Source organism: Stappia sp. (genome assembly GCF_048268045.1).
Lineage (GTDB): Bacteria > Pseudomonadota > Alphaproteobacteria > Rhizobiales > Stappiaceae > Stappia.
On record NZ_JBLWWG010000004.1, the window covers coordinates 178159 to 202817 of the forward strand.

The 24659-nt window shown below is 66.7% G+C and carries 23 protein-coding genes; 13 read left to right on the plus strand and 10 right to left on the minus strand.

The window, feature by feature from the left end:
- The first annotated feature begins 80 nt into the window (after nt 1-80).
- Both ACN0WF_RS08200 and ACN0WF_RS08205 read left to right on the plus strand, forming a co-directional pair.
- A complete protein-coding gene (locus ACN0WF_RS08200) occupies nt 81-737 on the plus strand; it encodes a TRAP transporter small permease subunit (RefSeq protein ID WP_417772316.1) in 657 nt (218 codons plus the stop codon).
- Nucleotides 734-2101 carry a TRAP transporter large permease gene (locus tag ACN0WF_RS08205; protein ID WP_417772317.1) on the plus strand — a complete coding sequence of 456 codons (1368 nt, stop codon included), beginning with the start codon at nt 734-736 and terminating at the stop codon, nt 2099-2101. The genes ACN0WF_RS08200 and ACN0WF_RS08205 overlap by 4 nt, the downstream gene beginning before the upstream one ends.
- Before the next feature lie 106 nt (nt 2102-2207).
- Here the strand turns inward: ACN0WF_RS08205 and xseA are convergent, their stop codons facing one another.
- Nucleotides 2208-3668 (minus strand): exodeoxyribonuclease VII large subunit, encoded by a 1461-nt coding sequence (gene xseA, locus ACN0WF_RS08210; RefSeq protein ID WP_417772318.1) that lies wholly within the window; start codon nt 3666-3668, stop codon nt 2208-2210.
- A gap of 164 nt (nt 3669-3832) precedes the next feature.
- On the opposite strand from xseA, the gene ACN0WF_RS08215 reads away from it, so the two are divergent.
- From ACN0WF_RS08215 to ACN0WF_RS08225, 3 genes are all read left to right on the plus strand, one after another.
- Nucleotides 3833-4582, plus strand: coding sequence for a 16S rRNA (uracil(1498)-N(3))-methyltransferase (locus ACN0WF_RS08215; RefSeq protein ID WP_417772319.1), 750 nt, complete (start codon nt 3833-3835; stop codon nt 4580-4582).
- Between the two features lie 110 nt (nt 4583-4692).
- Entirely contained in the window at nt 4693-6066 is a 1374-nt protein-coding gene (locus tag ACN0WF_RS08220; protein ID WP_417772320.1) for a glutamate--cysteine ligase, read from the plus strand.
- 156 nt (nt 6067-6222) lie between these two features.
- Nucleotides 6223-6993: a DUF937 domain-containing protein gene (locus tag ACN0WF_RS08225; RefSeq protein ID WP_417772321.1), complete on the plus strand. Its 771-nt coding sequence runs from the start codon at nt 6223-6225 to the stop codon at nt 6991-6993.
- A 211-nt stretch (nt 6994-7204) separates the two neighbouring features.
- Here the strand turns inward: ACN0WF_RS08225 and ACN0WF_RS08230 are convergent, their stop codons facing one another.
- Nucleotides 7205-7513, minus strand: a complete 309-nt coding sequence (locus ACN0WF_RS08230) for a DUF1127 domain-containing protein (protein WP_417772322.1) — start codon at nt 7511-7513, stop codon at nt 7205-7207.
- A gap of 188 nt (nt 7514-7701) precedes the next feature.
- Here ACN0WF_RS08230 and ACN0WF_RS08235 point away from each other — a divergent pair, with 188 nt between their 5' ends.
- On the plus strand, nt 7702-8586 hold the full coding sequence (locus tag ACN0WF_RS08235; RefSeq protein ID WP_417772323.1) for a LysR substrate-binding domain-containing protein: 885 nt from the start codon (nt 7702-7704) through the stop codon (nt 8584-8586).
- Between the two features lie 7 nt (nt 8587-8593).
- Here ACN0WF_RS08235 and ACN0WF_RS08240 read toward each other — a convergent pair whose 3' ends face one another.
- The 4 genes from ACN0WF_RS08240 to ACN0WF_RS08255 all read right to left on the minus strand — a co-directional run bounded on the left by ACN0WF_RS08240 (nt 8594) and on the right by ACN0WF_RS08255 (nt 11787).
- Complete coding sequence (locus ACN0WF_RS08240) at nt 8594-9535, minus strand: DMT family transporter (RefSeq protein WP_417772324.1); 942 nt, start codon at nt 9533-9535, stop codon at nt 8594-8596.
- A gap of 63 nt (nt 9536-9598) precedes the next feature.
- Nucleotides 9599-10186: a hypothetical protein gene (locus tag ACN0WF_RS08245; protein ID WP_417772325.1), complete on the minus strand. Its 588-nt coding sequence runs from the start codon at nt 10184-10186 to the stop codon at nt 9599-9601.
- A gap of 71 nt (nt 10187-10257) precedes the next feature.
- Entirely contained in the window at nt 10258-10887 is a 630-nt protein-coding gene (locus tag ACN0WF_RS08250) for a thioredoxin family protein (protein ID WP_417772326.1), read from the minus strand.
- A 177-nt stretch (nt 10888-11064) separates the two neighbouring features.
- A complete protein-coding gene (locus tag ACN0WF_RS08255; RefSeq protein ID WP_417772327.1) occupies nt 11065-11787 on the minus strand; it encodes a protein phosphatase CheZ in 723 nt (240 codons plus the stop codon).
- A 267-nt stretch (nt 11788-12054) separates the two neighbouring features.
- Here ACN0WF_RS08255 and ACN0WF_RS08260 point away from each other — a divergent pair, with 267 nt between their 5' ends.
- Together ACN0WF_RS08260 and ACN0WF_RS08265 are read left to right on the plus strand one after the other, a co-directional pair.
- The gene (locus ACN0WF_RS08260; RefSeq protein WP_417772558.1) at nt 12055-12762 is read left to right on the plus strand and encodes a DUF2927 domain-containing protein; all 708 of its coding nucleotides are present in this window, start codon (nt 12055-12057) and stop codon (nt 12760-12762) included.
- 194 nt (nt 12763-12956) lie between these two features.
- Nucleotides 12957-13697, plus strand: coding sequence for a L,D-transpeptidase (locus tag ACN0WF_RS08265; RefSeq protein WP_417772328.1), 741 nt, complete (start codon nt 12957-12959; stop codon nt 13695-13697).
- Nucleotides 13698-13788: 91 nt separating this feature from the next.
- Here ACN0WF_RS08265 and glcF read toward each other — a convergent pair whose 3' ends face one another.
- From glcF to ACN0WF_RS08280, 3 genes are read right to left on the minus strand one after another with little or no spacing between them, the layout of a single operon-like run.
- Nucleotides 13789-15147 carry a glycolate oxidase subunit GlcF gene (glcF, locus tag ACN0WF_RS08270; RefSeq protein WP_417772329.1) on the minus strand — a complete coding sequence of 453 codons (1359 nt, stop codon included), beginning with the start codon at nt 15145-15147 and terminating at the stop codon, nt 13789-13791.
- Between the two features lie 2 nt (nt 15148-15149).
- On the minus strand, nt 15150-16367 hold the full coding sequence (locus tag ACN0WF_RS08275; protein ID WP_417772330.1) for an FAD-binding protein: 1218 nt from the start codon (nt 16365-16367) through the stop codon (nt 15150-15152).
- 35 nt (nt 16368-16402) lie between these two features.
- Entirely contained in the window at nt 16403-17899 is a 1497-nt protein-coding gene (locus ACN0WF_RS08280) for an FAD-linked oxidase C-terminal domain-containing protein (protein WP_417772331.1), read from the minus strand.
- A gap of 157 nt (nt 17900-18056) precedes the next feature.
- On the opposite strand from ACN0WF_RS08280, the gene ACN0WF_RS08285 reads away from it, so the two are divergent.
- Both ACN0WF_RS08285 and ACN0WF_RS08290 read left to right on the plus strand, forming a co-directional pair.
- A complete protein-coding gene (locus ACN0WF_RS08285) occupies nt 18057-19007 on the plus strand; it encodes a LysR family transcriptional regulator (protein ID WP_417772332.1) in 951 nt (316 codons plus the stop codon).
- A 141-nt stretch (nt 19008-19148) separates the two neighbouring features.
- Nucleotides 19149-19550 carry a c-type cytochrome gene (locus ACN0WF_RS08290; RefSeq protein WP_417772333.1) on the plus strand — a complete coding sequence of 134 codons (402 nt, stop codon included), beginning with the start codon at nt 19149-19151 and terminating at the stop codon, nt 19548-19550.
- Between the two features lie 80 nt (nt 19551-19630).
- Here the strand turns inward: ACN0WF_RS08290 and ACN0WF_RS08295 are convergent, their stop codons facing one another.
- Nucleotides 19631-20923 (minus strand): DUF3422 family protein, encoded by a 1293-nt coding sequence (locus ACN0WF_RS08295; protein ID WP_417772334.1) that lies wholly within the window; start codon nt 20921-20923, stop codon nt 19631-19633.
- A gap of 706 nt (nt 20924-21629) precedes the next feature.
- Here ACN0WF_RS08295 and ACN0WF_RS08300 point away from each other — a divergent pair.
- The 3 genes from ACN0WF_RS08300 to ACN0WF_RS08310 are packed head-to-tail and all read left to right on the plus strand — an operon-like array spanning nt 21630 to nt 24631.
- Complete coding sequence (locus ACN0WF_RS08300; protein ID WP_417772335.1) at nt 21630-22460, plus strand: (Fe-S)-binding protein; 831 nt, start codon at nt 21630-21632, stop codon at nt 22458-22460.
- 33 nt (nt 22461-22493) lie between these two features.
- Nucleotides 22494-23939, plus strand: a complete 1446-nt coding sequence (locus ACN0WF_RS08305) for a LutB/LldF family L-lactate oxidation iron-sulfur protein (protein ID WP_417772336.1) — start codon at nt 22494-22496, stop codon at nt 23937-23939.
- Entirely contained in the window at nt 23936-24631 is a 696-nt protein-coding gene (locus ACN0WF_RS08310) for a LutC/YkgG family protein (RefSeq protein WP_417772337.1), read from the plus strand. The genes ACN0WF_RS08305 and ACN0WF_RS08310 overlap by 4 nt, the downstream gene beginning before the upstream one ends.
- The last annotated feature ends 28 nt before the right edge of the window (nt 24632-24659 follow it).

Sequence of the window (24659 nt, forward strand, 5' to 3'; positions counted from 1 at the left end):
CGGATCCGCCATCCCGCCGGGTGCCTCCGGCAATCCTCACCGAGCCTGGAAACGTCGCCGTCTTCCGGTTGGAGTCCGCAATGTCATCGCCTTCCGCATCGCGCGGCCGGCCCACCAACTACATCCGTTTCGACGGATGGCTCAGTGGGTTGGAAAATGCGTTCAATATGATCGCCGCCGCCAGCATTCTCGTTCTGATGCTTCTTGCCGTCGTCCAGATCGTCGGCCGAAATCTCTTCAACTGGCCGGTTCCGGGCTTCATCGACATCACCGAGCAGGCGATGGCCGTCTTCGCCTTCATGGGCATCGCCTATTGCCAGCGTGTCGGCGGGCACATCCGCATGGAGTTGTTTCTCGGCAAGCTCTCCGGTCGGTCCATGTGGATCGCGGAGATGGTCGGTGTCTTCGCCATCTGGCTGGTCGTCGCCGCGCTCATCTACGGGTCCTGGTACCATTTTTACCGCTCCTGGGAACTCGGCGACAGCTCGATCGACATCGCACTGCCGACCTGGCCGTCGAAGCTTGTCATTCCCGTCGCGCTGTCGCTCTTGCTGCTGCGCCTGACGCTGCAGCTTTGGGGCTACTGGCGGCTGGTGCGCGATCCCTCCGCCGCGCCGATCGCGGTTCCCGTGATCGCCGACGTCGAGACCGCAGCAAAGCATGAGATCGAGGAAGCCTTCGGCGACGAGGCGGATGATGCCGCCACGCCGGAAAAGGCCGAAGGAGACCGTCGATGACCCCGTTTGAAATCGGCCTGATCATGACGGGCCTGCTGCTTGTGCTTGTCGTGCTCGGCATGCGCGTTGCCTTTGCCGCCGCCTTTGTCGGCACCGTTGGCCTGATCGCCATCTTCTCCATGCGTATGGGCTTCGAGCGCGGCGTCGTCACCGCCCTCAAGATGGCCGGCACCATTCCGCACTCGAAATCCGTGACCTATTCGCTGTCGGTGCTGCCGACCTTCATCCTGATCGGCTTTCTCGCCTTCTATGCCGGCTTCACCCGACAACTGTTCGAGGCGGCCAAGCGCTGGCTCGGATGGCTGCCTGGCGGCATGGCCGTCGGCACCGTGTTCGCCACCGCCGGCTTTGCCGCGGTTTCGGGAGCCTCGGTCGCCACCGCCGCCGTCTTCGCCCGTGTCGCGATCCCGGAAATGCTTGCGGTCGGTTACTCCAAGCGACTGGCCTCGGCGGTCGTCGCAGCCGGCGGAACGCTGGCCTCGCTGATCCCGCCCTCGGCGATCCTGGTGATCTACGCCATCCTGGTCGAACAGTCGGTGGCCAAGCTGCTGCTGGCCGGTTTCCTGCCGGGCGTCTTTTCCGCGCTGGTCTACATCGGCATCATCATCACGCTTGCCATGTGGCGTGGCGATGCGCCGGCGGTGCGTGGTTTCAGCTGGGGTGACCGGATCAAGTCACTGCCTGGAACCCTGCCGATCATCGCCGTCGTCTTGATCATCTTCTGCTCGCTCTACTTCGGCTTTGCCACACCGACGGAAGCCGGTGCGCTCGGCGCCTTTGTCGTGCTCATCTCTGCCTTCTTCAACGGCATGCGAACAAGGCAGCTCTGGCAGGCGCTGCACGAGACGGCCAAGCTCACGGTGATGATCTTCACCCTCATCTGGGGCGTGTTGGTCTATGTGCGGTTCCTGGGCTTTGCCGGCCTGCCCGAAGCCTTCGAGGAGTTCGTTGTCTCCCTGCATGTCTCGCCCTGGCTGACACTGGTTCTGATCCTGTGCGCCTACGCGGTGCTCGGCATGTTCATGGACGCCATCGGCATGCTGATCCTGACCCTGCCGGTGGTCTACCCGGCCGTCATGGCGCTCAACGGCGGCGAGATGGTCTCGGCCGCGGACTCCACCTTCGGCCTCTCCGGCGAGATGTGTGCCATCTGGTTCGGCATCCTGGTGGTGAAGATGGCGGAACTCTGCCTGATCACGCCGCCCATCGGGCTGAACTGCTTCGTTGTCGCGGGCGTGCGCGATGACATTCCGGTGCAGGAAGTCTTCCGCGGCTGCGTACCCTTCTTCGTTGCCGACATCCTGACCATCGCCGGCCTCGTCGCCTTCCCGGCGATCGTGACCTTCCTGCCCTCGATCATGTGACGAGGGAAGCCCGGGAAAACAGCTGCGGGGCGCCTTGGCGCCCCGTTCGCGTTTCAGCCAGCGGCTGCAACGGCTCAAGCCTTTTCCGATCACAAGCCTGTTCGGATCAGAAGAGCGAGCCCTGTTCGGATGCTCCGGGTTTTCTGGAGGTTTTCGCAGGCTCCCTGCGCGACGCCGCTGCCTTCGGACGCCAGGCGCCGGCAGCCGGCGGCAGCCCGTCCTCGCCAAGTGCCGCGACGCTGCGGCGCGTCTCGTCACCGAACTCGATGGACAGCACCGCACCGTCGGCGATGCCGGAGGCCGAGCGCAGCGGTTGCCCGTCGGCGTCGCGCACCAGCGCGTAGCCGCGCGACAGCACGTTGCGGTAGGAAAGGCTTTCCAGCAGCTTGGCAGTGGATCCGAGCCGGGCACGCTCGACCGCCAGCCGCTGGGCATGGGCGCGCACGGCCCGTGCCGACAATCCGTCGAGCCGTTCGCGGGCAATCGCCACCGCCCGTTTCAGCGTATGCGGCGACAGGCGGGCGGCGGCGGCCTGCTGGCGCGAACGCCGGTCGCGCAGGGACGCGCGCAGCGCCGGAGAGAGCCGCTCGCCATACGTGTCGAGCCGCTGACGGGGAAGCGCCAGCAGATCGCGCGGCGACGGCAGGGCGGCCGCCGCCGCCCGCAGTTCGGTACGCCGGCCGGAGATCAGCCTCAGCAGCCCGGCAATCTGGCGACGGGCGAGGTCGTCGACAGAGGCGATCAGCTCGCCGCGCACGGGAACCGCGATTTCCGCCGCGCCTGTCGGCGTCGGTGCGCGCAAGTCTGCCGCATGATCGATCAGCGTCCAGTCGGTTTCATGGCCGACCGCCGAGATCAGCGGGATCGCGGAGGCCGCCGCCGCGCGCACCACGATCTCGTCGTTGAACCCCCAAAGGTCCTCCAGCGAACCGCCGCCGCGCGCCACGATGATGAGGTCGGGGCGCGGGATCGTGCCGCCCGAGGCAAGCCGGTTGAACCCCTCGATGCCGTTCGCCACCTCGCGCGCGGAGGTCTCGCCCTGGACGCGCACCGGCCAGACGAGCACATGCAGCGGGAACCGGTCGGAAAGCCGATGCAGGATGTCGCGGATGACGGCGCCCGTCGGCGAGGTGACGACGCCGATCACCCGCGGCAGATAAGGCAGGCGGCGCTTGCGGTCCTCGGAAAACAGCCCTTCGGCGGCAAGCTTCTTGCGCCGTTCCTCGAGCAGCGCCATCAGCGCGCCGACGCCGGCCGGCTCGATCGAGTCGATCACCATCTGGTATTTCGACTGCCCCGGGAAGGTTGTGATCTTGCCGGTGGCGATCACCTCCAGCCCCTGTTCGGGCTGGATCTTCAGCCGCGCCGCCTGACCGCGCCAGATGACGCCGGCCAGCACCGACTGGGCATCCTTCAGGTCCAGGTAGATATGTCCCGACGCCGGACGGGAGATGCGGCCAAGCTCGCCGCGCACGCGCACATAGCCGAACGTGTCCTCCATGGTGCGCTTGATCGCGCCGGAGATGTCCGAGACGGTATATTCGGCGACATTGTTGCTCTCGGCCAAGGCGAACTGCCTCTCCCTGCATGGTTCGAAACGGATGCCGAGGGGAGCCCAGCCGCCTCTTCCAGTCAAGGGGGCTGCCGGCCTTGTCGACAGGCGACGGCTTGCGGGGCAGGGCGCATGGCGCTAAGCCGCTTGGCAAGAGATGACTGTCCCAGTGAGGTATCATGCCGCGCTACGAGTTCCGCATGCAGCGCCTTTTCCTAGAGGCGGACCTGTGCGCCGAAACGCCGGTCGCCACCGACAGGGCGCAGGCCAACTATCTTCTCAACGTGCTTCGCCTGAAGGACGGCGAGCAGGTGCTGGTCTTCAACGGGCGTGACGGCGAATGGATCGCGCGGATCGCCGTTGCCGGGCGCAAGCAGGCGAGCCTTGTTCCGCAGGAACAGACACGCGCGCAGACACCGCCGCCCGATCTTCACTACCTCTTCGCACCGCTCAAGCACGCCCGGCTTGACTATATGGTCCAGAAGGCGGTCGAGATGGGCGCGGGAACCCTCGTGCCGGTGCTCACGCAGCACACCCAGTCGACGCGGGTGAACCTGGAGCGCATGCGCGCCAATATCATCGAGGCTTGCGAGCAATGCGGGGTCATTTCCGTTCCCTCCATCCGCGAGCCCGTTGCGCTGACGAGGCTTCTCGCCAGTTGGAGCGCGGACGAGGAGAGCCGCCGGCTGCTGTTTTGCGACGAGGGCGAGGCGAGCCAGAACCCGCTTGCCGCGCTTGAGCGCCTGGAGCGCGGGCCGCTTGCCGTGCTGATCGGGCCGGAGGGCGGTTTTTCGGAAGCGGAGCGGACGGAACTGCGATCTTTCGATTTCGTCACGCCGGTGCCGCTGGGGCCGCGAGTGCTCAGGGCGGACACCGCCGCGGTGGCCGCGCTCGCGGTGGTCCAGGCGCGGCTCGGCGACTGGCGATGAGCTCGCCGCCGGCGTTGGGAACGTTCGCGCGCGATCACGGAAAATCTCATTTGTTTTGGCGGGGGGGGCTGAGTAAGGTGCCCGCCGACCACGCGAAGGAACCAATCTGAATGGCCCGCGACACCCTAGATTCGACCCCGATCACCGGGGTTGCCGAACTGGCCGCGACGCTCGAGGCCGGATGCAAGCCGGAAAGCGATTTCCGGATCGGCACCGAGCACGAGAAGTTCGGCTTCAACCTCTCCGACAATTCGCCGATTCCCTACGAGGGACCGCGCGGTATCGAGGCCGTGCTGACCGGCATGGAAAAGCTCCTCGGCTGGGAACGTATCGAGGATAACGGCCTCATCATCGGCCTTGCCGATCCGATTGGCGGCGGTGCGATCTCCATCGAGCCCGGCGGCCAGTTCGAGCTGTCGGGCGCGCCGCTCGACAATCTCCACCAGACCTGCCGCGAGACCAATTGCCATCTCGCCCAGGTGCGCGAGGTGGCCGAGCCGCTGGGCATCGGCTTCCTCGGGCTCGGCATGACGCCGACCTGGCGCCGGGAAGACGTGCCGGTAATGCCGAAGTCGCGCTACCAGATCATGGCGCGCTACATGCCCAAGGTCGGCTCTCTCGGCCTCGACATGATGTTCCGCACCTCGACCATCCAGGTGAACCTCGACTTCTCGTCGGAAGCGGACATGCGCCGGAAGATGCAGGTCGGCATCGCCCTGCAGCCGGTGGCGACCGCGATCTTCGCCAATTCGCCCTTCACCGACGGCAAGCCGAACGGCTTCCGCTCTTTCCGCGCCGAGGTGTGGAAGGACACGGACAACAACCGGTCCGGCAATCTGCCCATTGCCTTCGACCCGGCCTTCGGCTTCGAGAGCTATGTCGAGTGGGCGCTCGACGTACCGATGTATTTCGTCAAGCGCGGCACGACCTACTACGATGTCACCGGCACCACCTTCCGCGCTTTCATGAACGGCGCGCTGAAGGACACCGTGCCCGATGGCCTGCCGAACATCGGCGACTGGAACAACCACCTTTCGACCCTTTTCCCGGATGTCCGGCTGAAGAAGTATCTCGAGATGCGTGGGGCGGATGGCGGTCCGTGGCGGCGCATCTGCGCGCTTCCCGCGCTGTGGGTCGGCCTTCTCTATGACGACGGCATTCTGGATCAGGCGGCCGATATGGTGGCCGACTGGACCCAGGAGGAGCGCGACGGGCTTCGCAACGATGTGCCGCGCGGCGGCCTGGAGACGCGCTTCCGCAACCGCACCGTGCTCGAGCTGGCGAAGGACATGGTGGCGTTGTCGCGCGAGGGACTGAAGCGGCGCGCCCGGATGAGCGACGGGGGACAGGACGAGCGCGTCCATCTCGCCGCCGTCGAGGAAACGCTGGCAAGCGGCATGACGCCGGCCGACGTCCTGCTGCAGCGCTACCAGGGCGCCTGGGGCGGGGATCTTGCCCGTATCTACAAGGACTACGCCTACTAGGCAGGGACACGGCCGGATCAGGCAGGTGCATGGCGCGGGCGCGGAGGCAACTCCGCGCCCGTTTGCCTTTTGTCGACGGCGCGCCCGCAGAACGTCGTTTGACCGCGACGGCGCAAAAGTCGATGATGCGATGTCCCGATCCGGAAAGTGCGCGCCATGTCAGACAGTTTCCCCAGTTTCGGAGCTTTCGATCCCGCCTCCGTCAACGAGGCGATGAAGAGCCGGTTCGGCTGGAGCGAGGCCGAGATCCGAAAGGCCGCGGAGGCGTTGATGCCGGCCGCGCTTGCCGGCATCCGCCATTTCGGCTCGACGCCGTCCGGTTTCGAGGCGCTGATGGCGCTGATGCCGGGACCGGGGCGCGTCTCGGCGCTGCCGCCCGGTGGCTTCGTCGGCGAGCCGCTCGCCTTCATCTTCGGCCCCGAGGACATGCGCCGGCGCGTCGCGGAATATGTCGCCGAGCAGACGGGGCTCGAGATACCCGGCATCGAGACGATGATGCCGGTCGCCGCGACGCTGGCGCTCGGGCAGGTGGCCCGCCGCTTCACCGTCGGCCCGGCGCGCGACCTTCTGGATGCCTTTCTCTCCGGCTATGCGCGCGGCCGGCCGAAGCCCGTGCCCAATCCCATGCGGATGATCGCGCCCTATGCCGATGCGATGCGCTCCTTCTGGGACGGCTACATGGGCCTCTTCTCCGCACCGGACGGCGGCGGCGACGCCTCTGATGTGCGGCCGCAAGAGGACAATCCGGCCGAGGACGCGGGCACGCTTGGCGCGGTGGCCGGCGGCAGTGAGACGCCGGTGGAAGGCGATGCCGGTTCAAGTCTGGTGGAGAGCTGGCTTGCACTTGGCCGCGACATTCAGGACCATCAGGTTCGCCAGTTCGAGGGCCTGTTCGACCGCGCCGACGGTCCCTCCGGCACGCGCTGACGCGAAGGCTCGTTCCCGACTTTCCCCCTCGCGCCTCCCTGCGCTTCGGTGCAGGTGCGACGATGCGGATCCCCACTCCGGCGCTAGAACGAAAAAAAGCCCGCCTCCGAGGAGGCGGGCCAGGTGTGTCGGCGAGGGGCCGACAGGGCAACTGCGCGGGAGCCACGCCGTGGCGGACGTGGAGCTGCCTCCCGCGCGTATGCGGGGAAAATCAGGGGCGGCGAATGCGCCGGGCAGAGAGTGCGGATGCCTTGCGCTCGTTGCGCAGCAGGGCAAGTTGGATGCTGGGATCGACAGCGTCGCTGGTCGCCAGGCTGGCTGCGACATCTCCACGCGTGATGCCGAGATCCGCGAGCATGTGGTCCTCGAAGTACATCAGCTCCGAGATCTGGATCCGGTTGCGCCGGCGCCGCCAGTAGGAGGAAAGCGCCTGGCCAAGCCCGGACAGGCCTCCCACGGCAAGTGCCGCGATGGAAAGACGGTTGGGGCGCGCGGATGATGAATGGATGAACGGGGCCATGACGGCACTCTCCTTTCCGGCCCTAGGGCCTCGATTTTCTGGCGGTCGGGCGGGATGCCGTTCCTTCGCCTTGCTTGAGTAAAATTAGCTGCCGGGCTTCCATTACACTAACGAATGTTTTTTATGGAAAATCATCGCGATTGGTGATGTATTGAAATTTACCCAGGGTTTGCAAGGCGGAGGCCGCTATGGCGCATGCGCTCGACATCGACCAGCTTCGGACATTTCTCGCAATCGCGGAGCTTGGCAGCTTTACCAAGGCGGCTGACGCGGTGAACAAGACCCAGTCGGCCGTCTCCATGCAGATGAAGCGTCTCGAGGACCGGCTTGATCGCCAGATCTTCGTCAAGGATGGTCGCCAGTCCCGCCTCTCGGAGGATGGACACCGCCTTCTCGAGTTCGCGCGGCGCATGATCCGGCTGAACGACGAGACCGTCTCCGCCTTCGCCTGCGAGCAGAGCATCGGCAGCGTCCGCCTCGGACTTCCCGATGATTACGCCGAGCGCCTTCTGCCCCAGGTCCTGGCCGCCTTCGCCCGTCTCAACCCGGCAATCGAGATCATGGTCCAGTGCCAGGGCTCGATCATCACCGGGCAGATGATCGAGCGCGGCGAACTCGATATCGCGATCGTCACCTCCGGCGACTGCGTGCCGATGCAGGGCGAGGTGATCCGCCGTGAACCGCTGCACTGGGTGGCTCCTGCCAACATGTGCATCCACTTCAAGGAGACCGTGCGTCTGGCGCTTGGCCCCACCACTTGCTCGTGGCGGCGACAGGCGATGGATCTTCTCGACCGCGTCAACCGCCCCTACACCGTGTCCTATTCCTCCTCCAGCGCCGCGGCCCTCATCGGTGCGGTGCAGGCCGGGCTTGCCGTAGCGGTTCTGCCGGAAAGCGCCGTGCGCTCCGGCATGCGCATTCTCGGCGAAAGCGACGGCTTTCCCTCGCTGCCCCCCTGCGACATCACGCTCCTGCGCGCCGCCGCCTCGACGGATCCGGTCCATGATGCGCTCTGCGCCCATATCCGCGCCGCCATCGGCAACGTGTCGCTGGAACTGATGGCCGCCGAATAGGTCTGTCTCAGACGGGAAGCCGCGTCCGCCCGCGCCGCAGCACGAGCAGATTGCCGGCCAGGACGAAACCGAGGCCGGCGAGTGCGTCCGGCCCCCAGGTGAACCCCTCCATTACCGTCGAGACGAGCAGCGCCGCGATCGGAAACATCACCGTGGCGTAGCCGGCGCGCGCCGATCCGATCCGCCCGAGCAGTGTGAGATAGCAGGCGAAGGCGATGACGGAGGCGACGATCGCGAGATAGACCAGCCCGCCGAGGTAGGAAGCCGTCAGAGGCACCGCGAAACTGTCGCCGCGCGCCAGCGAGACCAGGCCCATGAGCGCCGCGCCGTAGACCATGCCCCAGGCGCTGGCCGAGACCACCGGAATGCCGGAACGCTGGTTGGACGCCGATACCATGTTGCCAAGGCAGAAGGAGAGCGTGCCGGCGATGCAGAAGCCGAGCCCGACCAGCGCGGAGGCGTCGAAGTCGCCGCCGCCCATGACCTGGGGGCGGAACAGCAGCGCCACGCCGACGAAGCCGAGCGCTGCGCCGACAAGCACCCGCCGGCTGATCGTCTGTCCGAAGATCAGGAAGCCGAGCACGATGTTGAAGATCGACGTCAGCGAGAAGATCACCGACAAAAGGCCCGAGGGCACGGTGCGCCCGCCATAGTAGAAAAGCATGAAGTTCGTCGAGAACAGGAGCGCGCCAAGGGCGGCGAAACGCAGGTGTGTTGTCACGGGAAACCGCAGCCGCGCCCCGCGCGCCAGCGCCCAGGCCATCGTCACGCCCGAGGCAAGGACGAATCTCCAGAACACGGAGACCTCCGGCGGCACCTCCCCGACCTGCAGCTTGATTGCGTACCAGGAGAACCCCCAGGCAAGCACGGTGAGCCCGTAGAGGCCAAGGTCGGCGGGTCCGAGCCCGGAGTCGTCGCGGGGCGGAAGCGTGGCGGACAGCGATGTCATAGAAAGCCTTGCAAGGGGGACAGACTTGCATTCACGATACGATATCGGTTCGGGACAAACCAATCAGAATGTTTGACGTGTTTTCCGTTCGTCGCTGATGGTTCCAGCGCTTGCGTGCCAGGCGGGGCGATATCCCGCCGCAAGCACTGCAACGATTGCCGGTGGTGTCAGCACTTCGACTTCGCCAATCGAAGCGGCGCCCGCCACGTCGCGGTAGCCGGAGAAATCCCATTGCAGAAGGCGGTCCGCCCGCTTGACGAGGATGGTGCCGGCCTGGCGGAAGAAGGCACCTTCCGGGAGACGTTGGAGCGGCGCGGCGAAGGTCCGCTTCTCCCGTCCGTTGCGCCTTTCCGCATCAAGCCGGCGGTCCATGTCAGGTGCGCTCGGCGTCCCTTGCGAGAGGCCCGCCGCCACCCAGGACGCCTGGAAGGCGTGGGCGTCCGCGCGCCGGCATTCGAAGCAGGGCCGGTGGCCGGCCGCCAGTGCGGTCGCCTCGTCGAGAAAGAAGAATTCCGTGTAGCTTCGGCCCATCACTTGTCGTTGCCGGTCTCGGAAGCTGAGCCGGCAGCAGATCCAGGCACGGGAGCGCCAGCGCGCGCCGCCGAGCTCGCGTGTGCGCGGATCGTGCAGCCGGCCGCCGCGATTGCCCATGAAGGTTCCGCGGGCCGAGGTTGCATGGATCGATCCGTCCGGCGCGATGCGGTTGCAAAGGGGCAAGCCGCTCAGCCAAGCCTCCAGGTGTCGCGGGTCTGGCCGCGGGCGCGCATCTCCTCCAGCCGGGCGTTGGAATAACGCTGGAAGCCCTCCTCCTTATAGCTGCCGGAGCGGACCCATTCGAAGAAATGATAGAAGTAGAAAGGCGGCAGGTAGCCCTGGATGCGAGCGATCTCCGCCTCGTGCCCTGTCTTGCCCGCCACGGCGGCTGGATCATTGGGGAAGAAGAGGATGGTGGGCGTGAAATTGACCAGCCATCGCCGGCCGAGAGCCCGTTCCTCCAGCGCCTCGCCGTCGAAGTCCGTCGCCTCGCGCGCGCCGAAGAGGTCCAGCTGCACGATGCTGAAATTCTCTTTCAGATAGGGCACATAGTCGTCGCGGGTCAGGTTGACCTCATGCGTCTGGCGGCAGAAGGGGCAGCCCGCCTGCTCGAACATGACGACGAAATGCTTGCCCACGGCATGGGCTTCGCTGAGGTCGTCGCCCATGTCCAGGAAGCTGTCGACGAACCAGTCCTGCTTGTAGAGACCGTCATCGCCAAGCGTTGCGGCCCGCGCCGGGCCGGCCAGGCCCGGAGCAAGGGCCGCAGCCGCGCCGAGTGCCATGGTTCCTTGCGTGAAACGTCTGCGGGTGATCATTCCGTCCTCCCAGGGCAGGGCCCTTAAACACATTCCCTGGCGCGAATGTATCATTCCCTTTCAGGGCGCGCACGTCTTGACTGCGCCTCGCGTGCGCGGGGCGGGCAAACGCAAAACGCGCGCCGGACGGATCGCCTGGCGCGCGTTTGCAAGGAAGCGGGGAAGTGCGGGATGCGTTCAGGCGAACAGGGCGTCGATGTCGTCCTGGCTGGCGACACCCTCGTCGATGTCGAGCGCCGGGCCGTTGAGCAGCGCCGCGTCGCCCTCGCGCGAGGGACGGCTTTCCGGTTCGATCGACTGGAAGCTCTCGATGCCGCCCCAGATGTCCATCATCTTGATGATGCGCTCCTCGATGAAGCGCAGGGTGCCGACGACCTTGGTGATGCGCTGACCGGTGAGATCCTGGAAGTTGCAGGCCTCGAAGATCTGCACGACCTTTTCCTGGATGTCGTTGGCAAGCTCCGCGTCCTGACCCTTGAGCCGGGCGCTCAGCGTGTTCGCGGTCTCGTCAATGTACTCCGCCGAGGACAGGATCGTCTCCGTCGCGCCTTCTGTGCCCATGACCACCGCATCCAGCTCGTTGGTGACGCGGGTCATGTCGTGGCTTTCAGCACTGGTCGTGCTGTGCAGTGTCGCGATCTCGTGCTTCGTCTTGGCGATGGCCTCGTAGATCGAATCAAGCTCGCCCTTGAGCTTGGATGCCTCGCCAAGCTCCTTGCGGAAGTTGGAGAGCATCTGCTCGCTGATGTCCTCGACCGGGCGGATCAGGGATTTGATCGACGCGATCTCGGCCATCAATTCGTCATGCTGGGCTGACGACACGCTGGATTCGGTCGGAGCCGCGACCTGCGATTTTTGCAAGAGACTCTCGGCTCGAAAGGCCCGTCTTGTCGCCGTCATGTTCGTATTCGTCTCCGGGTCGATGGCCGTGCCGGTGCGTGTTGGTAATCCCTATATAGCTGGCGAGTTTTAAGGAATTCTTCCCCGACGGCGGGAAGATTTGCCGTATTGTCGATTTGGCTTCCCTCGGCAAGGCTCGGTTCTGTATGCTCGCCAGGCCGTAGTGCCCGCCGAGGCGAGCCCGGGGCGGCCGGGGAGACGGCGGCCGAAGACATCACGAGCGCCGGGACATCGAGCGAAGTGCGTCGAGCGAAATATCTCTTGTCCATGGCGGTCGTTGCCGCCCTTTTGGTGTCGGGTCCGCTTGCGTCGCGGGTGGGCGCGGAGCCCTATACCTTTTCCACCGAGGAATTGATCGACGGCTTCATGAAGACGGTGTTCGGCCTCGAGTACCGCTCGTGGAGCTGGCAACCCTATCTCGTGAAGAAGTACCCCGGTCCGGTGCGTTTCTACGTGCACAACCTCGCGCGCAAGAATCGCAAGCCGATGGTTTATCGGTTCATCGAGAACATGGGCAAAAGCATAAAGGGGCTGTCGGCGCAGGTCGTGCCGACGCCTGACGATGCCAACTTCCACGTCTATGTCGTCGACCGCGACCAATATGCCGGCGTCGTGCGCAAGACGATCTACAAGGATCCGCGCGCGAACGCGCCGGGGCGCTGTCTGGTGCGCGTCGTTTCCGACCGCAGCGGCATTTCGCAGTCGGCGGCGGTGATCGTTTCCGACGAGGGCGACTTCCTGTTTCGCCGGTGTATGGTCGAGGAGCTTCTGCAGGGTCTGGGTCCGATGAACGACGACGCCTCATTGTCCCATTCGGTCTTCAACGACCGCTCCCGTCACAGCCGCTTCACGTCTTTCGACCGGCTGATCCTCAACATGCTCTATCATCCGCGCATCAAGCCCGGCATGCGGCCGGAAGAGGTCAAGCCGATGCTGCCGTCGATCGTGCGCGAGGTGCGTCCGCTGGTGAATTGAGCCGGCGGCGTTTACGGAACCTTCACCACGTCCCGCAACCGGCTGCTAACCAAGCGGACGGAAAGTCGCGCCCGTCGCGAAAGGGTTTACGGTTTGCAACCTTCGTCCGACCTACCGTCGGGGGTGCGGCCATCTTCCGTTCACCAAGGGCGGAAAGGCGCGTTCCTGTTCGGCGAAAGGTTGCGAGTACGTCGATGCGAAAGACCCGATTGTTCATGATGGCGCTCACGCTTGGCCTGTTGCCGGCGCTGGGCCCTGCAGAGGCCGGCAGTCGCGGCGTTGGCGCCCCGCCGCTCCTGCTCTCCCCCGATCTCACCGAGCCCTGGGTGCTCCAGTTGCGCCCGCGCAATCAGGCGATGCGGCCGGCGGTCGCCGCAAGGCCGCTGCCCCAGCAGGCCCGCCCGCTGCCGGGGCGCGCGCGCACGGCGGTCTACGGATCGCCGCGCATTGCCCGTCCGGGCAAGCCGGCGCGCGCGGTGGCGCGTCAGGTCGATCCGCGATTCCTGCCCACCACCGTTGCCTATGATGGGCGCGAGAAGCCCGGCACGATCGTGATCGACACCGACAACCGTTACCTCTACCTGGTCGAGAAGGGTGGCTTCGCCCGCCGCTACGGCGTCGGCGTCGGGCGTCCCGGCTTCGAATGGGCCGGCACCCACAAGGTGACGCGCAAGGCCGAATGGCCGGACTGGCGTCCTCCGGTGGAGATGCGCAAGCGTCAGCCGGGCCTGCCTTCCCATATGCCCGGCGGGCCGAAGAACCCGCTTGGCGCGCGCGCCCTCTATCTCGGCTCGACCCTTTATCGCATCCACGGGTCGAACGAGCCCTGGACCATCGGACGGGCCGTATCCTCAGGCTGCATCCGCATGCGCAACGAGGATGTGATCGATCTCTACAGCCGCGTTCCGGTGGGGGCAACCGTCAGGGTCATCTGAGCCCGTCGCCTTGAGGTATCGCCAATGCAAAAGGCCCGCCGTGGTAAAACCGCGGCGGGCCTTTTGTGCGTGTCGGGCAGGTGCCTTGCAGCTATTCGGCAGCCTCCAGCGGCCATTCGCCGGCGCGGGCGGCAAGCCCGCTTTCCTCAAGCGCCTCCGGCGTTGCGCCGCCATAGACCCAGTTGAGCAGTTCCGCCGTGTGGACCACCGGCAGGCCGGTGCCGCCGCCGATCTGCGTCATGCAGCCGATGTTGCCGGCCGCCACCACATCGGGGGCGAGCTTCTCGATGTTGGCAACCTTGCGGTCGCGCAGACGCCGGGCCAGGTCGGGCTGGAGAATGTTGTAGGTGCCGGCCGAGCCGCAGCACAGGTGGCCCTCCGGAAGGTCACGCACCTCGAATCCGGCGGCGGAGAGCAAGGTCTTCGGCAGGGCGGTGATCTTCTGTCCATGCTGCATCGAGCAGGCGGAGTGATAGGCGACGGTCAGGCCGGGACGGAAGGCGGGTGCGCCAAGGTCGATCTTCGCCAGATACTCGGTCACGTCCAGGGCAAGAGCTGAAACGCGTGCGGCCTTGTCCGCGTAGGCCGGATCCCCGCGTAGCATGAAGCCGTAGTCCTTGATCGTGGTGCCGCAGCCCGACGCCGTGATCAGGATCGCATCCAGTCCCGCGCCATCGATCTCGCGCATCCAGGCGTCGACGTTGCGCCGTGCGTCTGCAAGCGCCTTCTCCTCCTTGCCCATGTGGTGGACAAGCGCGCCGCAGCAGCCCTCGCCCCTGGGCAGCACCACCTCGACGCCGGCGCGGTTGAGCAGCGCGATTGTCGCCTCGTTGATGCTGGGCTGGAGCACCGGCTGGGCGCAGCCGGTCAGCAGCGCGACGCGGCCCTGGCGCTTGGCCGCCTGCGGCGCGAAACTGCCTGGCCCGGAGATCCGCGAGCGCACCGGCGCCCGCGACGGCGCGAGCTCAAGCATCGCGCCGAGAGGCTTCAGTGGGCCACCGAGGGCTTTGAGAACCGGCGCGAGCGGGCGGGCAAAGAAGGCGGCGACCAGCGACAGGCGGAAACGGCCCGGGTGAGGCAGCACGGCGGCCAGCAGCGCGCGGGTGAAGCGGTCCGCCAGTGGCCGCTTGTAGGTCTTGTCGATATGCGCGCGGGCATGGTCGACAAGGTGCATGTAGTGAACGCCCGAGGGGCAGGTCGTCATGCAGGACAGGCAGGACAGGCAGCGATCGATATGCTTGACCGTGCGCGCGTCCGCAGGACGGTCGTTCTCCAGCATGTCCTTGATCAGATAGATCCGCCCGCGCGGGCTGTCGAGCTCGTCGCCGAGAAGCGCGAAGGTCGGGCAGGTGGCGGTGCAGAAACCGCAGTGCACGCATTTGCGCAGGATCTTTTCGGATTCCGCCACATGCGGATCGGCGAGCTGGTGGATCGAGAAAGTCGTCTGCATGGTCAGCTTCCCATCCGGCCCGGATTGAGGATCATGTGCGGATCGAACTGGGTCTTCACCCGCGCGGCGAGTGCGGCGAGCGCCGGTTCCTGTGGCTGGAACACATGGAGCGCGGCGCGCAGGGGCGCGGGCGCGCGCACCAGCGTCGCATGGCCGCCGCCGCAGGCCGCGACAGCCGCGCGGACCTCGTTCTCTTTTGCATCGGCGCCAGGAACCGCGAGCCAGACCAGACCGCCGGACCAGTCGTAGAACGCCGTCGTGCCGGCGACACGCGCGGCGATACGCGCGGCCGCCTCGGCACCTGCCGTCGGTGCGACCGAGAGCCTCCAGACCAGATCGTCCGTTCCCGCGAAGGGCTCGGCATCGCGCACCGAGCGCCACAATGCCCGCGACGCGTCCGCCTCGATCCGCGTGATGGGTGCGCGTGCGCCCAGAAGCCGGTTCAGAAGCTCGAAGCGATAGTCGACCGAGGGACCGAAGCCCTCGAGGCGCAACAGCGTCGCGGCGCCGGAAACAACGTCATGTCCCCGCGCGCGCAGCCCGGCGCTTGCCGCCTCCGGCAGATGCGCGGCCGCCGAGACCTCCGCCGAGGATCCCATCGCATCGGTCATCGCCGCGATGGCCTGCGTGTCGGACAGGCCGGCGAGATGGAACGTCGCCTCGGTCTCGCAGCGCGGATGCACCTTCAGCGTGATGCGGGTCGCGACCGCGAGCGTGCCCCAGGAGCCGGTGAGCGCGCGCGGCAGGTCGTAGCCCGTCACGTTCTTCACCACCTGTCCGCCGGACTTGAAGATCTCGCCACGGCCGGAAACCGCGTCCATGCCAAGAATATGGTCGCGCGCGGCCCCGAACTTCAGCCGCTTCGAGCCGGCGAGATTGGCGCCGATGACGCCGCCAAGCGTGCCCTGTCCGGCTGGCTGGCCAAGCAGTGGGCCGTAGTCGAGCGGATCGAAGGAGAGTTCCTGGTTCTCGCTGGCGAGCGCTGCCTCGATCTCCGCGATCGGCGTGCCGGCGCGCGCGGTGAGGATCAGCTCGGCCGGCTCGTAGAGCTCGATGCCGGAAAGGTCGGAGAGGTCGAGCACATGGCCCGCCTGCACGGGCTTGCCGAGCGCCCGCTTGGAGCCGCTGCCGATGATCTCGACGGGCTCGTGCTCGGCCATCGCCCATTGGACGGCGTCGCGGGTTTCCTCGGCCGTGCGCGGCTTGAACGTGTCGGACATGGTCGTCGTGTCGTCCTGGCTTCTTGCGGGGGCGCTCAAAAGCGCGGAATGTCGGGGAAGGGGAGCTGTCCCTTGTGGACATGCATCCGGCCGAGTTCGGCGCAGCGGTGCAGCACCGGAAACACCTTGCCCGGGTTGAGGAGCTGTTTCGGGTCGAAGGCGCATTTCACCCGTTGCTGCTGCTTCAGGTCGTCTTCGGTGAACATCTCCGGCATCAGGTCGCGCTTCTCGATGCCGACCCCGTGCTCGCCCGTCAGAACGCCGCCGAATTCCACGCAGAGCCGCAGGATATCGGCGCCGAAGGCTTCGGCCGCCTCCAGTTCGCCCGGTTTGTTGGCATCGTAGAGAATGAGCGGATGCAGGTTGCCGTCGCCGGCGTGGAAGACATTGGCGCAGCGCAGGCCGTGCTTCTCGCCGAGCGCCCGCATACGGGTCAGCACCTGCGGCAGCGCCTTGCGCGGGATGGTGCCGTCCATGCACAGGTAGTCCGGAGAAATCCGCCCGACCGCGGGGAAGGCGGCCTTGCGCCCGGCCCAGAAGTTCAGCCGTTCCTCCTCGCTCGTCGAGACCCGCACCGAGGTCGCCTTGTTGGCGGCCGCGATCGCCTCGACGCGGGCGAGCAGATGGTCGACCTCGGCTTCCGGTCCGTCGAGTTCGACGATGAGCAGCGCCCCGGCCTCGCGCGGATAGCCCGCATGGACGAAGTCCTCGGCCGCGTTGATCGCGAGTTCGTCCATCATCTCCATGCCGCCGGGAATGATGCCGGCGCCGATGATTTCCGCGACGCAGCGCCCGCCATCCTCGCTGCTGGGAAAGCCGATCAGCGCGGCGCGCGCCGTCTCGGGCTTTTGCAGGATTCGCACGGTCACCTCGGTGACGACGCCGAGCAAGCCCTCGGATCCGGTCATCAGTGCCAGCAGGTCGTAGCCCTCGCTGTCGAGATGCTTGCCGCCGAGCCGGATCACCTCGCCGGTGACCAGAACCATCTCCAGGCCCAGCACATTGTTGGTGGTCAGCCCGTATTTCAGGCTGTGCACGCCGCCGGAGTTCTCGGCGATGTTGCCGCCGATGGAGCAGGCGATCTGCGAGGAGGGATCGGGGGCGTAGTAGAAGCCGAGATGCTCGACCGCGCGGGTGATGCCGAGATTGGTGACGCCGGGCTGGACCACCGCCGCCCGGTTGGCCGCGTCGATGTCGAGGACCCGGTTGAACTTCATCATCGACAGCAACACGCCGTCGCCGACGGGAAGAGCTCCGCCGGAGAGCGACGTTCCGGCGCCGCGCGGCACCACCTTGACCGCATTCTCGTGGCAGTAGCGCAGCACGGCGGCGACCTGCGCAACGGTCTCCGGCAGCACCACGACCAGCGGCAATTGCCGGTAGGCGGTGAGCGCGTCCGTTTCATAGGGGCGCATTTCAACATCCGCGTCGATGACGCCCTCGCCGGGCACCAGCGCCTTCAGCGCCTTGACGATCTCGGCGCGTCGCTCGAGCACGCCCGCGTCGGGCTTCGGCATGGCGATGCCGCTCATGGCTGGCTCCTCCCGTGGTTTTCTTCGGCACGCTCCGCCGTGCGCCGTCCTTCGGCGCGCAGGCCGATGCGCGGATTCTGATTCTGCGAGTGTGACAGGACGCGAGACTGCGATAAACAGTCTAAAGTGGACAAGAATAAACTACGGTATGTTGAAAATGAGCAGCTTCCCCGACATGGAGATCTTCGCCCGGGTCGTCGGTGCCGGCAGCATGTCGGCGGCGGGGCGCGAGATGGGCTTGTCCCCGGCGGTCGTTTCCAAGCGTTTGCGACGGCTCGAGGACAGGCTGGGCACGCGCCTTCTCCAGCGTACGACCCGTCAGCTCACCCTGACCGAGGCGGGGCAGGGCTACTATGAGCGCGTGGTGGCCATTCTCGCGTCGGTGGAGGAGGCGGAGGCTTTCGTTTCGCGCCGCTCGGCGGTGGCCCGCGGCACCTTGCGGGTGAGCGCGCCGACCTCTTTCGGTCGCATGCACATCGCCCCGCATCTGTCGAAGTTTCTCGCCGTCAATCCCGAGCTTGCCTGCAACCTCGATCTGTCCGATGCGCTGGTCGACATTGTCGGCGAGGGCTACGATCTGGCGATCCGCATTGCCGAGCTTGAGGATTCGAGCCTTGTCGCGCGCCGTCTGGCTCCGGTCCACCGGGTGCTCTGTGCCGCGCCCGCCTATCTCGAGAAGGCCGGGGCGCCGCTGTCCATTGCCGACCTCCAGGACAATCACGTCTGCGTCTCCACCACCCAGCAGGAAGTGTGGCGGCTCGCCGGGCCGCAGGGGATCGAGCTGGTCAGGACCGGCGGCCCGATCCGCACCAACTCCAGCGAGGTGGTGCGCGAGGCCCTGCTTTCGGGCGCGGGCGTTGCACTGCGCTCGACATGGGACATCGGTCCGGAGTTGCGCGCCGGCCAGCTTTCCATCGTGCTGCCGCAGTATCGCGCGTCGAAGAACGTCGGGCTTTTCGCTGTCTACCCCAGCCGCCGCTTTCTGCCGGCGAAGGTGCGCGTCTTTATCGACTTCCTGGCCACGCTCTACGGTCTCTCGCCGTATTGGGACGAGGGGCTGGACAACTGGCTGGAGGCCGGGGCCACGGTGGATGACCCTGCGGATTGAGCCTGTTCGCGATGACGAGGTTGCGACAAAGTGCCCTGTCGGGGTGACGTGCCGGCGGATCGTGCTAGTGTTCGCGGGTGTGAAGACAGCGGCGGCCAGTGGCTGCCCGCTTCCAGAAAGCATGTTTCGGGAGAGATGCGAATGAAACGCGTGATGATGCTCGCTGGTGCCGCCCTTGTGGCGCTCACCTCGGCTCAGGCATGGGCCGACGGCGACCCGGCCAAGGGCGAGAAGATTTTCAAGAAGTGTGCTGCCTGCCATGCGGTTGGCGAAGGCGCCAAGAACAAGGTCGGTCCAGAGCTGAATGGCGTTGTCGGCCGCCCGATCGCCTCGCTGGAGGACTACAAGTACTCCAAGGCGATGACCGCGTTCGGCGAAGGCGGCAAGGTCTGGGATTCCGAGGCCCTGCATGGCTACCTCGAGGCCCCGCGCAAGATTGTGAAGGGCACGAAGATGGCCTTCGCCGGTCTGCGCAAGGAAGACGATCGCGACGATATCGTCGCCTATCTGTCGCAGTTCAATCTGGACGGCACCGCAAAGTGACAACCGGCCGCGGGTTCTCGCGGCTCGCGGTCGTCGACAGGGGCCGGGCGTTTCGCCCGGCCTTTTTGCGTGCGGAGCCTTCAGCCCTCGCCGTGGCCGTCATCGTGATGCCGGCGGATGCGGCGCACGGTCAGGAAGACGATGGCGAGAGCCGCCGGAACGGCCAGGCCGGTCAGCGTCTCGGCGGATGGCAGGAATACGCCGAGCGGCCCCTTCTTCGCGCCCTTTGCAAGATACCCGAACAGTCCGACCACATAGTAACTGATCGCCGCCACCGACAGGCCCTCGACCGTCTGTTGCAGGCGCAGTTGCAGCCGCGCGCGGCGGTTCATCGCCTCGAGCTGGCCGCGCGCCTGCTCCTGCAATTCCACGTCGACGCGGGTTCGCAGCAAGGTCGCGGCGCGGGCGAGCTTGCGCGACAGGTTGGCCTGCCGCTCCTCGAGCGTCTCGCAGGTGCGCATCGCCGGCGCGAGCCGGCGGGAGAGGAACTGGGCCAGCGTGAAATGACCCTCGCGGGGGCTTTCGCCGATCGCCTCCAGCCGCTGGCGCACGATCTGGTAGTAGGCTCGGCTCGCCCCGAACCGATAGGCGCTCGCCGCCGCGCCGGCCTCCAGGTCGGCGGCCAGACGGGTCAACTCGCTCAGCAGTCCGCGATTGGCGTCCAGCCCCTCGCTCTGGCGCATCCGCTCGGTGAGCGCCAGCAGCTTGCGCTCGATGCCGGCGACACTGCCGGACTGACGGTGCGCCTCGGCAAGGCCGAGCATGGCGAAGCTGCGATAGGTCTCCAGCTCCAGCAGCCGCTGCACCAGCGCGCCCGCCTGAACCTCGCTCTGTCCGCGTGCGCCGACAAGGATCCGCGTCAGCCCGTCCCGGTCCTGACGGAAGTCGGTGGCGATGGTCGCCTCGCCATTGCCTGCTTCCGCGACAGAAAGGCTGGTCTGGTCGAAGCCGGAGAAGCGTGTTTCGTAGCCCTCGCTGCCGGCGGGCAGCACGTCGCAGCGCATGGCGACGAGCAGCGGCCCGGGAGCGCGGAAACTGGTGCCGAAGGGATGGCCTGCCGGGGGCACGTCGGGAGCCGAGACCGGGTCCATAGGCCCGTCCCAGGTGTAGGTCACGAACTCACCGTGGCGCTCGCGGCGCAGCACGGTGTCGCCGATTTCCACCATGTGATGACGCGAGGCGGGCTCGGGGCCGGCAAGTCCGGCGGCGCGGCAATGGCCGGAAAACCAGTCGCGGTCGGCCTCGGCGGCCGTATCGTCCACCTGAAAGCCGTAGCGCAGGAACACCCGAGGGGTCTTCAGCGGGTGAAAGGGGCGGGCGTGAACCTCGCCGAGCACCAGATCCCGTGCGGGATGCGGCGCAAAGGACGGCATGCCGCCGGCCGTCCTTGCGGTCCCACTCTGCGTGTTGCCTGTCATCGTGCCCCCTCCGTGCGTCGCGCTTCCCACGCCATGCGGCGTGGAAGGCGCGACGCCGCCGGCAGGGGTGCCTGCCCCGCCCGCGGTGTTGTCCTCATGCGCGAGAGCCCGTCCGCTCCGCCGCGCGATCCTAGTGCATCGCGTTCGACAACAGAACATCCGCAAGCCACGGCACGAGGGCCATGAAAGGGAATGCACGGCGCCAGCCCGATCAGGGGAAGCGTACGAAAGGCGTGCTGTCCTTGTGGATGCGCTGAATCGTCACGCCGGGAGCCTGCCTCGCCCTTCAGGTCGCAGAAGGCGAGGCGCGCGGGCTGTCGCGATCACCTTGCAGAGCTGGATGTCGAGTTCCCTCAGGTGATTGGCGAGACTGCGCGCAACATCGTCTTGCTGCATACGCCGTGCTCCTGCTACCGTTCCTCCTCGACGGTGTGTTCTACAATCGGGCTTCGTTCTATCGCCATCCTGGATTTTGCGAGAAAATCTTCGACCAGCAGCGCGCCGTTCACGCGGCGCTTTGCGGGCCGATGCCGATGCCGCGGGACACGCGGCGGCGGCGCATCGTCTCGGCGTTGCGTCTGGAGCAGCGCCTCGACACGACGTACGAAGACAGCAAGCGGCGGCGAACGTCGCGGCGATCGACGGAGGATGTAATCGGATCATGACCGAATCCGCGCCCCAGGGGGCATCCGCGCGGCCCGAGACAGGGCAGGGCGCACCAGGCCAGGACACACCGCCGCTTCGGGTCGGTCTGTTCGTCACCTGCCTCGTCGACCTCTTCCGCCCGAGCGTCGGCTTTGCCGCCGTCAAGCTGATGGAAGATGCCGGCTGCACGGTTGAGGTTCCCGTCGCCCAGACCTGCTGCGGCCAGCCGGCCTTCAACTCTGGCGACCGGGCCGATGCGCGTGCCATCGCCGAGCAGGTGATTCGCGCCTTCCAGGGATACGACTATGTCGTCGCCCCTTCCGGATCCTGCGCCGGCATGCTGAAGAAGCATTATGCCGAGCTCTTCGACGGCGATGCGGCCGCGACGGAGCGGGCGGAGGCGTTTTCCTCGCGCGTTTTCGAGCTTGTGAGCTTCCTTACCGATGTGCTGGGCCTGACGCAGGTCGACGCAGTGTTTTCCGGCAAGGCCACGTATCACGACAGTTGCTCGGGCCTGCGCGAGCTTGGCATCCAGGCGCAGCCGCGCAAGCTGCTTGCCTCCGTCGAGGGGCTGGAGCTGACCGAGATGCAGGATGCGGATGTATGCTGCGGCTTCGGCGGCACCTTCTGCGTCAAGTATCCCGACATCTCCGACAAGATCGTCAGCGAGAAGACGCGCACCATCGCCGACAGCGGGGCGGAGTTGCTTCTGGCCGGCGATCTCGGCTGTCTCATGAACATGGCCGGCAAGCTCAAGCGCGAGGGCAAGGCCGTCCAGGTGCGCCATGTCGCCGAAGTTCTGGCGGGCATGACCGACCAGCCTGCGATCGGCGAGCGTCGGCGCTAGGCCGCGGACCGGATTTCACCGGGGAGGGAAACGATGCGGATCACGTCACCGCAGTTCAGGGAAAATGCCCGCGAGGCGCTGCACGACCAGTCGCTGCAGCGCGCGCTCGGCAACGTGCGCTCCGGCTTCATCGGCAAGCGCGCGAAGGCGGCGGCGGCACTGCCGGAGTTCGACGCGCTGCGCGACAACGCGCGCGATATCAAGAACCACGTTCTTGCTCATCTCGACCTCTATCTCGAGGCCTACGCCGAGAAGGTCGAGGCGGCCGGCGGCCACGTTCATTTCGCGCAAGACGCGGAGGAGGCCCGCCGCATCATTCTCGATCTGTGCAAGCAGAAGGGCGCGCGCACGGTCACCAAGGGCAAGTCGATGATCACCGAGGAGATCGGCCTCAACGCCTTTCTCGAAAGCCATTCGGTGACGCCGGTCGAGACCGATCTCGGCGAATACATCATCCAGCTGCGTGGCGAGCATCCGAGCCACATCATTGCCCCGGCGGTGCACGTCAACAAGGATCAGGTGGAGGCCGACTTCCGCCGTGTCCACACCCAGTTCGATCCGGGCCGCAACCTCGAGGAGGCGACCACGCTGCTGAGCGAGGCGCGCTCGGTCCTGCGCGAGAAGTATTTCCAGGCGGACATCGGCATCACCGGTGCCAATTTCCTCGTCGCCGAGACGGGCAGCTCCGTCATCGTCACCAACGAGGGCAATGGCGATCTCACCCAGATCCTGCCGAAGACCCATGTGGTCGTCGCCTCGATCGAGAAGATCGTGCCGACGCTCGAGGACCTCTCGCAGCTGCTGCGGGTGCTGGCGCGCTCCGCCACCGGCCAGGACATGTCGGTCTACACCACCGTCTCCACCGGCCCGCGCCGGGCGGAGGACCCGGACGGGCCGGAGGACTACCACGTCGTCCTGCTCGACAACGGTCGCTCGTCGATGCTCGGCACCGAGTTCGAGGAGATGCTGCGCTGTATCCGCTGCGGCGCCTGCATGAACCATTGCCCCGTCTATCACGCGGTCGGTGGCCATGCTTACGGCTGGGTCTATCCCGGACCCATGGGCGCGGTGCTGACCCCCTCGCTGATCGGCGTCGACCAGTCGGGCCACCTGCCCAACGCCTCGACCTTCTGCGGGCGCTGCGAGAGCGTCTGCCCGATGCGTATCCCCTTGCCCAAGATGATGCGTCACTGGCGCGAGCGGGAGTTCTCGCGCAATCTCAATCCTGCGGCCGCCCGCTACGGTCTCGCGCTGTGGGCCTGGCTTGCACGCCGTCCGGCGCTGTACCAGCGCGCAACCCGGATCGCGGCCGGCCTTCTCGGCTGGTTCGGCAAGGGGAGCGGCCGCTTCGCCTCCCTGCCGCTTGCCGGCGGCTGGACCAGGCACCGTGACTTTCCCGCCCCGGAGGGCGAGACGTTCCAGGCGCGCTGGGCGCGCGAGCGGGGCGCGGCCCCGGCCGGAAAAAGGAGGGCCGCATGAGCGACGCCAAGGCATCCATCCTGGCGCGCATGCGCGCTTCCATGGGACAAAAGGGCGATGACCCGGCGCGGCGCGCCGCCGTTGCCGACCGTCTCCAGCGCGCGCCGCGCGGACTGATCCCCGCGCGAGGCAGGCTTGAGGGTGCGGCCCTCGTCGATCTCTTCTGCAACATGGCCGGCGCGGTCCAGGCGACGGTTGCGCGCGTCGCCGCTCCCGCCGACGTGCCGAAGGCGGTCAGCGATTATCTGAAGGACAAGAACCTGCCCGCCCGCATTCGCCACGGTGCCGATCCGTTCCTGGCGACCATGCCCTGGGCGGAACAGAAGCAGCTCGAGGTCGACGAGGGGCGGGCGGAAGGCTCAGATCTCGCGACCGTCTCGCATGCGCTGGGAGGCGTCGCGGAGACCGGAACGCTGATGCTGACCTCCGGCCGCGACAATCCGACCACGCTCAACTTCCTTCCCGAGCATCACATCGTGGTGCTTGCGGCCGAAGATGTCGCTGGCGACTACGAGAGCCTTTGGGACCGCGTTCGCGCCCGCTTCGGCAAGGGCGTCATGCCGCGCACGGTCAACATGATCACCGGCCCATCACGCTCGGCCGACATCGAGCAAACCCTGCTCCTGGGGGCCCACGGGCCGCGCGCTCTGCACATCATCGTGGTGGATAAGGCGACTTTCGGCACCGCGTGAGGCGGCCTGGAGGCCACATGTCGGGGAG